We start from the raw sequence: 14,321 nt of genomic DNA on the forward strand, positions 1-14,321 counted from the left end.
GAATTTCTCCTTTGTTTATGCAGGAAGACTGCCATGAAAACTTCTGATTATCAGCGTACCCGTTGGCTGACGCTTATCGGCACCATCATCACACAATTTGCGTTAGGTTCTGTTTACACCTGGAGCCTGTTTAATGGCGCGCTCTCTGCGAAACTGGATGAGCCCGTCAGCCAGGTGGCCTTTTCATTTGGCTTGTTGAGCCTGGGACTGGCGATCTCCTCTTCCGTGGCGGGTAAATTACAGGAACGTTTCGGCGTAAAACGCGTCACGATGGCGTCAGGTGTTTTACTGGGCATCGGCTTCTTTTTAACGGCGCATTCCAACAACCTTATGATGCTGTGGCTGAGCGCCGGGGTGCTGGTTGGCCTGGCGGACGGGGCGGGATACCTGTTAACGCTGTCTAACTGCGTAAAATGGTTCCCGGAACGTAAAGGGCTGATTTCCGCCTTCTCGATTGGTTCTTATGGCCTCGGTAGCCTCGGCTTCAAATTCATCGACAGCCAGCTGCTGGCGACGGTCGGTCTGGAAAAGACATTTATGATCTGGGGCGCGATTGTGCTGGTGATGATTGTCTTTGGTTCAACGCTGATGAAAGACGCGCCGAATCAGGATGTTAAAGCGGTAAACGGGGTGGTGGAAAACGACTTCACCCTGGCGCAGTCCATGCGTAAACCGCAGTACTGGATGCTGGCGGTGATGTTCCTGACGGCCTGCATGAGCGGTCTGTATGTCATCGGCGTGGCGAAAGACATTGCTCAGGGGCTGGCGCATATGGATGTTGCTTCGGCGGCCAACGCGGTCACGGTGATTTCCATCGCTAACCTGTCAGGCCGCCTGGTGCTGGGCATTCTGTCTGACAAAATCGCCCGTATCCGCGTGATTACTATCGGTCAGGTTGTCTCGCTGGTCGGGATGGCAGCATTACTGTTCGCGCCGCTGAGTGATGTGACGTTCTTCGCCGCGATTGCCTGCGTCGCCTTTAACTTCGGCGGTACGATCACGGTGTTCCCGTCGCTGGTGAGCGAGTTCTTCGGCCTGAATAACCTGGCGAAAAACTACGGCGTGATTTACCTGGGCTTTGGGATTGGCAGTATTTGCGGGTCGATTATCGCCTCGCTGTTCGGTGGGTTCTACGTCACCTTCTGCGTTATTTTCGCTCTGCTGATCCTCTCTCTGGCGCTCTCGACCACGATTCGCCAGCCTCAGCGCCGCGTCTTTAAAGAGGCTCACGCCTGATTTTATTCATCATTTAACCACTTCCCGGCCCGGATGTTTTTGTAAATATCCGGGCCGCTTGCTTATTCTTCCGACACTTTTACGCTTCCCTGTGGTCTACATACCCGCGCGTGTAGACTGTCTGACATCTGCTGTTACCGCATTTATCCACCTGCCCGGTCTGGAATGGCCTTTTGCGGGTGGTTTTTATCCCGATTTCCAGGGTTTGCTTGCATGAAATACATTAAATCGATGACGCAGCAGAAGCTGAGCTTCTTGCTTGCGCTCTATATCGGCCTGTTTATGAATTGCGCAGTGTTTTATCGCCGGTTCGGCAGCTATGCGCAGGAATTTACCGTCTGGAAAGGCCTCTCGGCAGTGGTTGAACTTGGGGCCACGGTTCTCGCCACGTTCTTCTTACTCCGTCTGCTTTCCCTGTTTGGTCGCCGCGCCTGGCGGGTTCTGGCTACGCTGGTGGTGCTGTTCTCCGCGAGCGCCAGCTATTACATGACCCTCCTGAACGTGGTGATCGGCTACGGCATTATTGCCTCCGTGATGACCACGGATATCGATTTATCGAAAGAGGTCGTCGGCTGGCACTTCATTTTGTGGCTGGTGGCGGTGAGCATTCTGCCGCTGGTCTTTATCTGGAGTAACCGCTGTCGTTATACCCTGCTGCGGCAGTTACGCACGCCGGGACAGCGCGTTCGCAGCGTGGCGGCGGTGGTTCTGGCTGGGGTGATGGTGTGGGCGCCGATTCGCCTGCTCGACGTTCAGCAAAAGAATGTTGAACGAACAACGGGTATCGATTTGCCGAGCTATGGCGGCGTGGTGGCGAACTCTTATTTACCGTCGAACTGGCTATCGGCTTTAGGGCTGTACGCCTGGGCGCAGGTGGATGAGTCGTCGGATAATAACTCGCTGATGAACCCGGCGAAGAAGTTTACCTATGTTGCGCCAGAAGGCATTGATGACACGTATGTTGTGTTTATCATCGGCGAAACCACGCGTTGGGATCATATGGGCATCTTCGGCTACGAGCGGAACACGACGCCGAAGCTGGCGCAGGAAAAAAATCTCGCGGCGTTCCGGGGTGAGTCGTGTGATACCGCGACCAAACTTTCGCTGCGCTGTATGTTTGTGCGCGAGGGTGGCGCGTCGGAGAATCCACAGCGTACGCTGAAAGAGCAAAACATTTTTGCGGTGCTGAAGCAGTTAGGGTTTAGCGCCGATCTGTATGCGATGCAGAGCGAAATGTGGTTCTACAGCAATACGATGGCGGATAACATTGCCTACCGCGAGCAAATCGGCGCAGAGCCGCGCAACCGGGGTAAGACGGTTGATGATATGTTGCTGGTGGATGAAATGCAGCGTTCGTTAGCGCAAACCCCTGACGGGAAACACCTGATCGTAATGCATACCAAAGGGTCGCATTATAACTATACGCAGCGGTATCCCCGCAGTTTTGCGCAGTGGACGCCGGAGTGTGTCGGCGTTGACGATGGTTGCACAAAAGCGGAGATGATCAACTCTTACGATAACTCGGTGAGCTATGTTGATCACTTTATTACCCGCGTGTTCGATCAGCTGCGCGATAAGAAAGCCATTGTGTTTTACGCCGCCGATCACGGCGAGTCGATCAATGAGCGCGAGCATTTGCACGGCACGCCGCGCAAGATGGCGCCGCCAGAACAGTTCCGGGTGCCAATGCTGGTGTGGATGTCGGATAAGTATCTGGAGAACCCGCAGCATGCGCAGATGCTTGCGCGCCTGCAACAGGCGGCGGCGATGAAAACGCCGCGCCGTCATGTGGAGCTGTATGACACGGTGATGGGATGTCTCGGCTACACCTCGCCAGATGGCGGAATTAACGAAAACAACGACTGGTGCCATATTCCGGCTGAACAGAATGCAGCGGTGCAGTAAGTGGTCTGCTGACTTTCTCGCCGATTGAATGGCATTTTCAAACTAAGGGATTGACGGGCGCGCGCCTGAGCAGTAAGATGCGCCCCGCATTCGGTGATTGGCGCAGCCTGGTAGCGCACTTCGTTCGGGACGAAGGGGTCGGAGGTTCGAATCCTCTATCACCGACCAATTCAGAAAAGCCAGCCTACGGGCTGGCTTTTTGCTGCCCGGAATTTAACGAGGATGAGAACCTCCGGGGGCAAGAGGTTCGACTCGAGCGTAGCGAGAGAACGTTGCGCGAGCAACGGCCCGAAGGGCGAGCCACGCAGTGGCGAGTAATCCTCTATCACCGACCAATTCAGAAAAGCCAGCCCACGGGCTGGCTTTTTGCTGCCCGGAATTTAACGAGGATGAGAACCTCCGGGGGCAAGAGGTTCGACTCGAGCGTAGCGAGAGAACGTTGCGCGAGCAACGGCCCGAAGGGCGAGCCACGCAGTGGCGAGTAATCCTCTATCACCGACCAATTCAGAAAAGCCAGCCCACGGGCTGGCTTTTTGCTGCCCGGAATTTAACGAGGATGAGCATTGTAGGCCTGATAAGCGCAGCGCCATCAGGCAGGATCGGTCGCCCACTTTCGGCAACGCCGGATGGCGGCGCAGGCGCCTTATCCGGCCTACGGCGATTTCGCCATTGGCAAAAAATGTGCATCACTTCTCACTGTTTGTTCACGTTTTTGTGACATATTCCATTGTCTTTTTTTATCTTTGCTTAAATTTTTTTTTGCGTTACTTATGGCTGAGCCCAGCATTTTCCGCTGTGCGTTTTAGCGTTCGTGATATTAATCGCTCAGATATGCAGCATTTCGTCAGAAATTTTTCACAATCTGCACAAACGTTAATCACCAAATGTTGCGAAATATGAAGCGATTAATTCTGGTGTTAACGGAGTAGCACAAATTTCCCTGCTGAAAATAGTCGTTTGAAGTTTTTTTAATCTTTGTTTGTGAATTCTCACCGTTGTTGTAAATCATGGTTGCCTGTATTGACGTTTTCACATTCTGTTGACAGATTGTAGGGCATGAGGGGCATTTCATGGAGAATCCGCACTGCAACTCAGGCGCTTATGTGAACGGAATCCCCATCCTCTTAACGCCGACCCGGCCGGGTAAAAAACAAAAAAGGCCAGGCGGTGCAAACCCACTGCAAAGGGTAAAACAACAACATCACATTTGGAGCAGAAGAATGAGTATTTCCTTGAAGAAGTCAGGGATGCTGAAGCTTGGTCTGAGCCTGGTGGCCATGACCGTCGCAGCAAGTGTACAGGCTAAAACTCTGGTTTATTGTTCAGAAGGTTCTCCAGAAGGCTTCAACCCGCAGCTGTTTACCTCCGGCACCACCTATGACGCCAGCTCAGTACCTATCTATAACCGTCTGGTGGAATTTAAAATCGGTACAACCGAAGTTATTCCAGGCCTCGCTGAAAAGTGGGATGTCAGCGAAGACGGCAAAACCTACACCTTCCACCTGCGTCAGGGCGTGAAGTGGCAGGACAGCAAAGACTTTAAACCGACGCGCGATTTCAACGCCGATGACGTGGTGTTCTCGTTCGATCGTCAGAAAAATGCCGAAAACCCGTACCACAAAGTGTCTGGCGGCAGCTATGAATACTTCGAAGGGATGGGTCTGCCAGACCTGATAAGCGAAGTGAAGAAAGTGGACGATAGCACCGTTCAGTTCGTGCTGACCCGTCCAGAAGCGCCGTTCCTCGCTGACCTGGCGATGGACTTCGCCTCCATCCTCTCTAAAGAATATGCTGACAACATGCTGAAAGCCGGTACGCCGGAGAAAGTGGATCTGAACCCAATCGGTACGGGGCCGTTCCAGCTGTTGCAGTACCAGAAAGACTCCCGCATTCTGTATAAAGCGTTTGATGGTTTCTGGGGCACCAAGCCGCAGATCGACCGTCTGGTGTTCTCCATTACGCCTGACGCGTCCGTGCGTTACGCCAAGCTACAGAAAAATGAGTGCCAGGTGATGCCGTACCCGAACCCGGCGGACATCGCGCGCATGAAGCAGGACAAAAACATCAACCTGATGGAGCAGGCGGGTCTGAACGTCGGCTACCTCTCTTTCAACACCGAGAAGAAACCGTTTGATGACGTGAAAGTCCGTCAGGCGCTGACCTACGCGGTGAACAAAGAAGCGATCATTAAAGCGGTTTATCAGGGTGCGGGCGTTGAAGCCAAGAACCTGATTCCGCCGACCATGTGGGGCTATAACGACGACGTTAAAGACTACAACTACGATCCAGAAAAAGCCAAAGCGCTGCTGAAAGAAGCGGGCCAGGATAAAGGCTTCACCGTTGAACTGTGGGCGATGCCGGTACAGCGTCCGTACAACCCGAACGCTCGCCGTATGGCTGAGATGATTCAGGCTGACTGGGCGAAGATTGGCGTACAGGCCAAGATTGTCACCTACGAGTGGGGTGAATACCTCAAGCGTGCGAAGTCAGGCGAACATCAGGCGGTGATGATGGGCTGGACCGGTGATAACGGGGACCCGGATAACTTCTTCGCGACCCTGTTTAGCTGCGCTGCGGCGAAAGACGGTTCCAACTACTCTCGCTGGTGCTACAAGCCGTTTGAAGACTTGATTCAACCGGCGCGCGCCACTGACGATCACAACAAGCGTGTTGAACTCTACAAACAGGCTCAGGTGGTGATGCATGACCAGGCGCCTGCGCTGATCATCGCTCACTCTACCGTGTACGAACCTGTGCGTAAAGAAGTCAAAGGCTATGTGGTTGATCCTCTGGGCAAACACCACTTTGAAAACGTCTCTGTCGAATAATTAAAAGCCAGGGGTGCCTGAGCACCCCATGCCCGGCGGCGCTGCGTTTGCACGAACCTACGATCGTAGGCCGGGTAAGCGCAGCGCCACCCGGCGTAATGCTTTACCCCACGGCGGCGTATGCCGTGGGATAAGATTTGTGAGCAATACAGACGCACTGTCACCAGGCGGCGCGTCATTAGAGAGAATCCGGGTTATGTTGCAGTTCATCCTCCGACGTTTGGGACTCGTCATCCCCACGTTTATCGGTATCACCCTTCTCACCTTTGCCTTCGTCCATATGATCCCGGGCGATCCGGTCATGATCATGGCAGGTGAACGTGGTATCTCTCCTGAGCGTCATGCTCAACTGCTGGCTGAACTCGGTCTGGATAAACCGATGTGGCAGCAGTACCTCCATTACATCTGGGGGGTGATGCATGGCGATTTGGGCATCTCGCTGAAAAGCCGTTTGCCGGTGTGGGACGAGTTCGTGCCTCGCTTTAAAGCGACGCTGGAACTTGGCGTCTGCGCCATGATTTTCGCCACCGCGGTAGGGATTCCGGTCGGCGTGCTGGCCGCCGTGAAGCGCGGTTCCATTTTCGATCATACCGCTGTTGGCCTGGCGCTGACCGGTTACTCTATGCCTATCTTCTGGTGGGGCATGATGCTGATCATGCTGGTATCAGTGCAATGGAACCTGACGCCGGTTTCCGGGCGCGTCAGCGATATGGTGTTCCTTGATGACTCCAATCCGTTAACCGGCTTTATGCTGATTGACACGGCTATCTGGGGCGAAGAGGGCAACTTTATTGATGCTGTCGCGCACATGATCCTGCCTGCGATGGTGCTCGGTACGATACCGCTGGCGGTTATCGTACGTATGACCCGCTCCTCCATGCTGGAAGTGCTGGGTGAAGATTATATCCGTACCGCGCGCGCCAAAGGCCTCACAAGGATGCGCGTCATCATCGTACACGCGCTGCGTAACGCGATGCTGCCGGTCGTGACCGTGATCGGTTTGCAGGTGGGGACGCTGCTGGCAGGGGCGATCCTGACCGAAACCATCTTCTCGTGGCCTGGCCTTGGCCGTTGGCTGATTGATGCGCTGCAACGACGCGATTATCCGGTTGTACAGGGCGGGGTGTTACTGGTAGCGACGATGATTATTCTCGTCAACCTGCTGGTCGACCTGCTGTACGGCGTGGTGAACCCGCGTATTCGTCATAAGAAGTAAGGGGCCATCATGTCACAGGTTACTGAAAATAAAGTTATCTCTGCACCGGTGCCGATGACCCCGTTGCAGGAGTTCTGGCACTATTTTAAACGCAACAAGGGTGCGGTTGTCGGTCTGGCGTATGTCGTCATCATGATCCTGATTGCGGTGTTCGCGAACGTCATCGCGCCGTATAACCCGGCAGATCAGTTCCGCGATGTGCTGCTGGCGCCGCCTGCGTGGCAGGAAGGCGGCAGTATCGCGCACCTGCTGGGAACGGATGATGTCGGTCGCGATGTGCTGTCGCGCCTGATGTATGGCGCACGTCTGTCGCTGCTGGTGGGCTGCCTGGTGGTGGTGCTGTCGCTGGTGATGGGGATTGTGCTCGGCCTGGTTGCGGGTTACTTCGGCGGCATTGTTGATAACATCATCATGCGCGTCGTCGATATCATGCTGGCGCTGCCAAGCCTGCTGCTGGCGCTGGTGCTGGTGGCGATCTTTGGCCCTTCTATCGGTAACGCCGCGCTGGCGCTGACCTTCGTGGCGCTCCCGCACTACGTGCGTCTGACCCGCGCCGCCGTGCTGGTGGAGGTGAACCGCGATTACGTTACCGCTTCCCGCGTGGCGGGCGCAGGCGCGATGCGCCAGATGTTCGTCAATATCTTCCCGAACTGCCTTGCGCCGCTGATCGTTCAGGCGTCGCTCGGTTTCTCTAACGCCATTCTCGATATGGCCGCCCTGGGCTTCCTCGGCATGGGTGCGCAGCCGCCGACACCGGAGTGGGGCACTATGCTCTCCGACGTGTTGCAGTTCGCACAAAGTGCCTGGTGGGTCGTGACCTTCCCGGGTCTGGCGATCCTGCTGACGGTGCTGGCATTTAACCTGATGGGTGACGGTCTGCGTGACGCGCTCGATCCCAAACTGAAGCAGTAAGAGGTTCGAGATGGCGTTATTAAACGTAGATAAATTATCGGTGCACTTCGGTGACGAAGGTACGCCGTTTCGCGCGGTAGACCGCGTAAGCTACAGCGTAAATCAGGGCGAAGTCGTTGGTATTGTCGGCGAGTCCGGCTCCGGTAAATCGGTTAGCTCGCTGGCGATTATGGGGCTGATTGACTTCCCGGGCCGCGTGATGGCGGAAAAACTGGAATTCAACGGTCAGGACTTGCAGCGCATCTCTGAGAAAGAGCGCCGCAACCTGGTGGGCGCGGAAGTGGCGATGATCTTCCAGGACCCGATGACCAGCCTGAACCCGTGCTACACCGTAGGTTTCCAGATTATGGAAGCGATTAAGGTGCATCAGGGCGGCAACAGGAAAACCCGTCGGCAGCGGGCGATTGACCTGCTGACTCAGGTGGGGATTCCCGATCCGGCGTCGCGTCTGGATGTCTATCCGCACCAGTTATCTGGTGGGATGAGCCAGCGCGTGATGATTGCAATGGCGATTGCCTGTCGTCCGAAACTGCTGATTGCCGATGAGCCGACCACTGCGCTGGACGTGACCATCCAGGCGCAAATCATCGAACTGCTGCTGGAATTGCAGCAGAAAGAAAATATGGCGCTGGTGCTGATTACTCACGATCTGGCGCTGGTGGCGGAAGCCGCGCATAAAATCATCGTAATGTATGCCGGACAGGTGGTAGAGACAGGGGCGGCGCACGATATCTTCCGCGCGCCGCGTCATCCGTATACGCAGGCGTTGCTGCGCGCACTGCCGGAATTCGCGCAGGATAAAGCGCGTCTGGCGTCGCTGCCGGGTGTGGTGCCGGGAAAATATGACCGCCCGAACGGTTGTCTGTTGAACCCGCGCTGCCCGTATGCCACGGATAAGTGCCGTAGCGAAGAGCCGGATCTGAATCTGCTCGGCGACGGCCGCCAGTCCAAATGCCACTATCCACTCGATGATGCCGGGAGGCCCACACTATGAGTACGCACGAGGCCACCTTGCAACAGCCGCTGTTGCAGGCCATCGATTTGAAAAAACACTACCCGGTGAAGAAGGGGCTGTTTGCGCCCGAGCGCCTGGTAAAAGCGCTGGATGGCGTATCGTTCACCCTTGAGCGCGGCAAAACGCTGGCGGTCGTGGGCGAGTCCGGCTGCGGGAAATCCACGCTGGGCCGCCTGCTGACGATGATTGAAACGCCGACCGGCGGAGAACTGTATTATCAGGGGCAGGATCTGCTCAGGCACGATCCGCAGGCGCAAAAACTGCGTCGGCAGAAAATCCAGATTGTGTTCCAGAACCCGTATGGTTCGCTGAACCCGCGTAAGAAAGTGGGGCAGATTCTGGAAGAGCCACTGCTGATCAACACCTCGCTCAGCAAAGAGCAGCGTCGTGAAAAAGCGCTGGCGATGATGGCGAAAGTCGGCCTTAAAACCGAGCATTACGATCGCTACCCGCACATGTTTTCCGGCGGCCAGCGTCAACGTATTGCTATCGCCCGCGGTCTGATGCTTGACCCGGACGTGGTGATCGCCGATGAACCGGTCTCCGCGCTGGACGTTTCCGTGCGCGCGCAGGTGTTGAACCTGATGATGGATTTGCAGCAGGAACTGGGGCTGTCTTACGTCTTTATCTCGCACGACCTGTCGGTGGTCGAACACATTGCCGATGAGGTGATGGTGATGTATCTCGGCCGCTGCGTGGAGAAAGGGACGAAGGAGCAGATCTTTACCAACCCGCGCCATCCGTATACGCAGGCGCTGCTCTCCGCGACGCCGCGTTTGAACCCGGATGACCGCCGCGAGCGCATCAAGCTGACCGGCGAGCTGCCAAGCCCGCTGAATCCGCCACCGGGCTGCGCCTTCAACGCCCGTTGCCGTCGTCGCTTTGGCCCCTGCACCCAGTTGCAGCCGCAGCTTAAAGATTACGGCGGTCAACTGGTGGCCTGTTTCGCCGTCGATCAGGATGAGAACCGACAGCAATAACTGTTGGTTATTGCCTCATAACCGGAGCCTTGTGCTCCGGTTTTTTTATATTCCTTTTTTGGCTCCACAATGTGAGTCCATCGGCAGAACATTATCCCATAGCGACTAGAATGTAAGCAGATTTCTGATTGCCACAGAAATATCTGGAGCCAACGTGGTCACGATACGCTGGGATATTAAAACAATCGATCGTCTGTCTATGGTTGAGGATGTCCTCAAGGAGTTTTCCTGCCGCGATATTAATATTATCTCCATGAAGGTCACGCCGGGTCGGATTCTGATTAAATCCTGGTGCCGCCAGTTGCAGGATATTTCCAGCGTCCAGACCTGCCTCAATCAACATGCCGATATTATTAATGTCGCTTATCTCTCAGAGAATCTTTCTGAACTGGCCACACCTGAACTGACGCGACCGCGCTATTTCTCCGATATTATCTGTAGCAGCCAGAGTATGCAGGTGCTGATTGAAAAAGCGCTAAAAATCGCTGACAGCAAATATACCGTCCTGATCCGTGGTGAGACCGGCACGGGTAAAGAGTTGCTGGCGCGCGCCATTCATAATTCCGGGCAGCGGCGCTTTTATCCGTTTATCCCCGTCAACTGCTCAACGCTGCCTGAGGCATTGATGGAGAGCGAACTTTTTGGTTATGAAAAAGGGGCGTTCAGCGGTGCGGACGGCAGAGGGAAAAAAGGGTTGTTTGAAATGGCGGATAAGGGAACGCTGTTTCTTGATGAATTTGGCGAAATGCCGCTGAATTTACAGGCCAAGCTGCTGCGGGTACTTCAGGACGGCGGGATCCGCCGCGTCGGCGGGGCGCAGGTGATCCCGGTTAACGCGCGTATTATTGTCGCCACCAACGCGAACCTGGAAGAGATGGTCGAACAGCGCCTGCTGCGCGCCGATCTCTGGTATCGCATTAACGTACTGACGCTCACGATTCCGCCGTTGCGCGAGCGCCCTTCGGATATCACTTTACTGATCCGCCATTTTGTACAGAAATATGCCAAAGAGTTTCAACGGCGGCTGATACTGGACAAAGCCTGTTTTGAGTCACTGCGTCACCACCACTGGCCGGGCAACGTTCGCGAACTGGAGAACACCATTATCCGTCTGATGCTGATGTCAGAAAGTGATGTCATCACCTGCGATGATTTGGGGCTTTCAACGGTGTCACAAGCGTTGCCGGGGCATCCCGACCGCCCCTTCAAAGAGCAGGTGCAACATGCTGAGCGGCAGCTGATTGAGCAGATGGTGGAAGAGAATGTCTCCTCCCGGCATATCGCGAAAGCGTTGGGGGTTTCGCACACGACGGTGCTGAATAAAATACGTAGCTACCAACTGGAAGGGGTGAGTTAAGCGCCGCCAGGAACCGACGGCGCACGGAACGCGTTATTCAATCAGCTTCAGGAGCGGCGACAGGCACAGCAAAATCCCATACAGCAGAATCAGCCAGGTTTTCAGGCCGCGCAGTTTTTCCAGTTGCGTGACTTTATAGATCAGGAAAAAAGGGATGATGCACGACACAATGCCGTACAGCGGGCTACCCAACTGGAAGAACACCAGCACCGAGACGCGGAACGATACCCAAATGACCAGCGTGATAACGATAAAGGTACAGATGCCAAGCGTCAGCGCCAGCGGATTGATCTTCTCCACGTCGATAACCCGGCTCAGCACGTTGAGAATGATGCCCTTAATCGCTTCATGAAAACCCAGGTAAATACCGAAGAAGGCGGTGAGAACCGCAAAGATATTCAGTACCGTTGAGGTGAAATGAATGATCTGTCCGGGAATGACCTGCGCAGCCAATGCCAGCGCGGAGATATTCTGCTCAAAGGCGGAAACGGCTTCTTCGTGGCTGATGGAGAAGGTAAACGAAAACGAGAAGAACAGGATCACGGCAATCAGCGTGATATAGCTGATGCGGTGGGTACGAATGGCCATACGCGTCGCCAGCACCCTGTCGGCTTCTCGTTTGCGGTAGGCAATGTTCATCGGGTTCAGCACCTGAATAAACACCGCCGAGAAAAAACAGAAGGGGACGGTGAGCAGCACATCGCGGAAGAAGACCGACGCCTGCGGGAAGGCCGTAATATTGCTGAAGTTCCAGTGCGGAATCATCGCGAAACCGAAGATCAGGATGATGCCTACTTTCACCACCACCATAGGGCCGGAGATTTTAAACAGCAGCTTTTCTCCACCGGAGGCGATAGCGACCAGTACGGCGAAGATCGCCACTTTATAGAGGATGGACTGCGAGAGATCGGCATCGGTCAGACCGAAGGTTTTAATGTACGACGCGCTGTCGAAAACCACGGATAAAGAGTAGATAAAAATGCCGTGGATAATCATCAAAAAGTAGATTACGCCGAGGAAGACGCCCCAGTTTTTCCCCAGGTAATGACTGATAATATCGGTGTAGTCATTACAGGTTTCACTTTCTGATAACGTCTTTAAGTAAATATCCTGCACGATATAGGTTGCGGGGTAGGCGATAATAAACGCGGTGATAAAGACCCAAATTCCTTTTAGCCCAATCTGTACCGGCATTAGCACCGTTCCGGCGCCAATGGCCATGCCGATACATAACAGCACCCAGCCAAAATCGTATTTCGTAAACGGTAGTTTTCCTGATAACGCTGCGGTGGTCGCTTTACTGTTGCTTAATTGTAATGTGTTGTCCTGCATAGAGCCCCCTGCCCAAAATACGCGTCACCCCGGGAAGGATGATGCGTATAGCCAGGCCGTTGTGCCTTGATTCTCAACAGCCGGAGCCGACGCAGGCCAGCTCCGACCGTAATGGTCAGAATGTCGCCTTTCTGATGGCGTGTTCAAGGTCGTTAATAATATCTTCTGGATCTTCAAGACCCACAGAAAGACGGATAAGCCCGTCGGTAATACCTGCTTTAAGCCGTTCCTCTGGCGCAACAGGCGAATGTGTCATAGACGCAGGGTGCTGAATGAGGGTTTCGGTATCACCGAGACTGACCGCGAGGAGGCACAATTCTACCGAATTGATCATGCGTCTGCCAGCCTCCTGGCCACCCGCGATTTCGAAGCTGATAATGCCGCCGGGCAGGCTCATCTGGCGTCTGCCAAGTTCATACTGCGGGTGCGAAGGAAGCCCCGGATACCAGACGTGGGTAATCTTCGGATGGCTTTCCAGGAAACGGGCGATTTTCAGCGCGTTCTCGCAGTGGCGCTCCATGCGAATCCCCAGCGTCTTCACGCCGCGCAGCGTCAGCCAGGCGTTAAAGGGGCTCATGCAGCCGCCGGTGATATCCTTCAGCCCGATAAACCGCGCCTGATCGATAAACTCCTGCTTGCCGACGATGACCCCGCCAATAACATCCCCGTGTCCGTTGATGTATTTCGTGACGCTGTGAACCACGATATCGGCTCCCTGGAGCAGGGGTTGCTGGCAGTACGGCGACATAAAGGTGTTATCCACAACCAACAGCACGCCCCGCTGATGGGCGATCCCGGCGACCGTTTCGATGTCGACCAGGGAGAGCGTTGGGTTGGCGGGCGTTTCGATGTACACCACTTTGGTTTCCGGGCGGATGGCTTCGCGGATCTCATCCGGGTTGGCGGCATTAACGAAACTCACGTCAATACCGAACTTCGGTATGCTGTGCGACAAAAATGCGTGCGTGCAGCCATAAATCGCGCTGGCTGAGACAATGTGATCGCCCTGCTCACAGAGCGTCAGCAGCGTGGTGGTGATGGCGGAAATACCGGACGCGGTCGCCAGTGCCGCTTCGCCTCTTTCCAGTACCGCCAGCTTTTTCTCCAGCGCGTCCGTCGTGGGGTTGCCCAGGCGGGTGTAAATGTACCCGGACTCTTCGAGCGCAAAGCGGGCGGCCCCCTGTTCGGCGCTGTCGAAAACAAACGTCGACGTCTGGAAGATTGGCGTACTGAGCGCGCCAGTTGAAGGATCGGGTTGTTGCCCCGCGTGAACGATCTGGGTGTTGAATCCGTAAGTACGACAGTCAGACATGATATCTCCTTTGATTCGGAACAGAACAGCTCACACTCAAATAGCAATCGCTGTGCCAGAAAAGGAGTTTTTATATATCAAAGAGTTAGTGGGTTTCGTTTTTTACGGGTCGTCAGAAAAGTTGCCAGCTGGCAAGAATCTTTCCAGCGTGTTGCGGCGCTTGCGCGAGTTTTGCCGGATGGCGACGAAAGCGTCTTATCCGGCCTACAAATCGGCATAATTTCAGGA

Annotated in this window: 10 protein-coding genes, 1 tRNA gene and 2 other RNA genes; 11 read left to right on the forward strand and 2 right to left on the reverse strand. The window is 54.9% G+C overall.

The window, feature by feature from the left end:
- Positions 1 to 33: 33 nt before the first annotated feature.
- The 11 genes from FD428_RS00845 to FD428_RS00895 all read left to right on the forward strand — a co-directional run bounded on the left by FD428_RS00845 (position 34) and on the right by FD428_RS00895 (position 11,449).
- Positions 34 to 1,236: an MFS transporter gene (locus tag FD428_RS00845; protein ID WP_058668257.1), complete on the forward strand. Its 1,203-nt coding sequence runs from the start codon at positions 34 to 36 to the stop codon at positions 1,234 to 1,236.
- 213 nt (positions 1,237 to 1,449) lie between these two features.
- Entirely contained in the window at positions 1,450 to 3,141 is a 1,692-nt protein-coding gene (eptB, locus tag FD428_RS00850; RefSeq protein WP_114848099.1) for a kdo(2)-lipid A phosphoethanolamine 7''-transferase, read from the forward strand.
- Positions 3,142 to 3,232: 91 nt separating this feature from the next.
- Positions 3,233 to 3,309: transfer RNA gene (locus FD428_RS00855), tRNA-Pro, on the forward strand.
- Between the two features lie 33 nt (positions 3,310 to 3,342).
- Positions 3,343 to 3,476, forward strand: a non-coding RNA gene (locus FD428_RS00860) — RtT sRNA.
- Between the two features lie 33 nt (positions 3,477 to 3,509).
- Positions 3,510 to 3,643, forward strand: a non-coding RNA gene (locus FD428_RS00865) — RtT sRNA.
- A 718-nt stretch (positions 3,644 to 4,361) separates the two neighbouring features.
- Positions 4,362 to 5,969, forward strand: a complete 1,608-nt coding sequence (dppA, locus tag FD428_RS00870; RefSeq protein ID WP_012135678.1) for a dipeptide ABC transporter periplasmic-binding protein DppA — start codon at positions 4,362 to 4,364, stop codon at positions 5,967 to 5,969.
- A gap of 196 nt (positions 5,970 to 6,165) precedes the next feature.
- Positions 6,166 to 7,185 carry a dipeptide ABC transporter permease DppB gene (gene dppB / locus FD428_RS00875; protein ID WP_012135677.1) on the forward strand — a complete coding sequence of 340 codons (1,020 nt, stop codon included), beginning with the start codon at positions 6,166 to 6,168 and terminating at the stop codon, positions 7,183 to 7,185.
- Positions 7,186 to 7,194: 9 nt separating this feature from the next.
- Entirely contained in the window at positions 7,195 to 8,097 is a 903-nt protein-coding gene (dppC, locus tag FD428_RS00880) for a dipeptide ABC transporter permease DppC (RefSeq protein ID WP_012135676.1), read from the forward strand.
- Positions 8,098 to 8,107: 10 nt separating this feature from the next.
- Positions 8,108 to 9,091, forward strand: coding sequence for a dipeptide ABC transporter ATP-binding protein (gene dppD / locus FD428_RS00885; RefSeq protein WP_012135675.1), 984 nt, complete (start codon positions 8,108 to 8,110; stop codon positions 9,089 to 9,091).
- Positions 9,088 to 10,092 carry a dipeptide ABC transporter ATP-binding subunit DppF gene (gene dppF / locus FD428_RS00890; protein WP_012135673.1) on the forward strand — a complete coding sequence of 335 codons (1,005 nt, stop codon included), beginning with the start codon at positions 9,088 to 9,090 and terminating at the stop codon, positions 10,090 to 10,092. The genes dppD and dppF overlap by 4 nt, the downstream gene beginning before the upstream one ends.
- A gap of 154 nt (positions 10,093 to 10,246) precedes the next feature.
- Entirely contained in the window at positions 10,247 to 11,449 is a 1,203-nt protein-coding gene (locus FD428_RS00895; RefSeq protein WP_123907410.1) for a sigma-54-dependent Fis family transcriptional regulator, read from the forward strand.
- 33 nt (positions 11,450 to 11,482) lie between these two features.
- Here the strand turns inward: FD428_RS00895 and FD428_RS00900 are convergent, their stop codons facing one another.
- Together FD428_RS00900 and megL are read right to left on the reverse strand one after the other, a co-directional pair.
- The gene (locus tag FD428_RS00900; protein WP_104868054.1) at positions 11,483 to 12,781 is read right to left on the reverse strand and encodes an aromatic amino acid transport family protein; all 1,299 of its coding nucleotides are present in this window, start codon (positions 12,779 to 12,781) and stop codon (positions 11,483 to 11,485) included.
- 115 nt (positions 12,782 to 12,896) lie between these two features.
- The gene (gene megL, locus FD428_RS00905; RefSeq protein ID WP_114848097.1) at positions 12,897 to 14,093 is read right to left on the reverse strand and encodes a methionine gamma-lyase; all 1,197 of its coding nucleotides are present in this window, start codon (positions 14,091 to 14,093) and stop codon (positions 12,897 to 12,899) included.
- Positions 14,094 to 14,321 lie beyond the last annotated feature (228 nt).

Source organism: Citrobacter sp. TBCP-5362 (genome assembly GCF_005406305.1).
GTDB lineage: Bacteria > Pseudomonadota > Gammaproteobacteria > Enterobacterales > Enterobacteriaceae > Citrobacter_B > Citrobacter_B koseri.

Excerpts from the sequence above, each read along its gene's own strand:
- megL (WP_114848097.1), bottom strand. The coding sequence starts at position 14,093 with ATGTCTGACTGTCGTACTTACGGATTCAACACCCAGATCGTTCACGCG.
- eptB (WP_114848099.1), top strand. The coding sequence starts at position 1,450 with ATGAAATACATTAAATCGATGACGCAGCAGAAGCTGAGCTTCTTGCTT.
- FD428_RS00900 (WP_104868054.1), bottom strand. The coding sequence starts at position 12,781 with ATGCAGGACAACACATTACAATTAAGCAACAGTAAAGCGACCACCGCA.
- dppB (WP_012135677.1), top strand. The coding sequence starts at position 6,166 with ATGTTGCAGTTCATCCTCCGACGTTTGGGACTCGTCATCCCCACGTTT.
- dppC (WP_012135676.1), top strand. The coding sequence starts at position 7,195 with ATGTCACAGGTTACTGAAAATAAAGTTATCTCTGCACCGGTGCCGATG.
- dppD (WP_012135675.1), top strand. The coding sequence starts at position 8,108 with ATGGCGTTATTAAACGTAGATAAATTATCGGTGCACTTCGGTGACGAA.
- dppA (WP_012135678.1), top strand. The coding sequence starts at position 4,362 with ATGAGTATTTCCTTGAAGAAGTCAGGGATGCTGAAGCTTGGTCTGAGC.
- dppF (WP_012135673.1), top strand. The coding sequence starts at position 9,088 with ATGAGTACGCACGAGGCCACCTTGCAACAGCCGCTGTTGCAGGCCATC.
- FD428_RS00845 (WP_058668257.1), top strand. The coding sequence starts at position 34 with ATGAAAACTTCTGATTATCAGCGTACCCGTTGGCTGACGCTTATCGGC.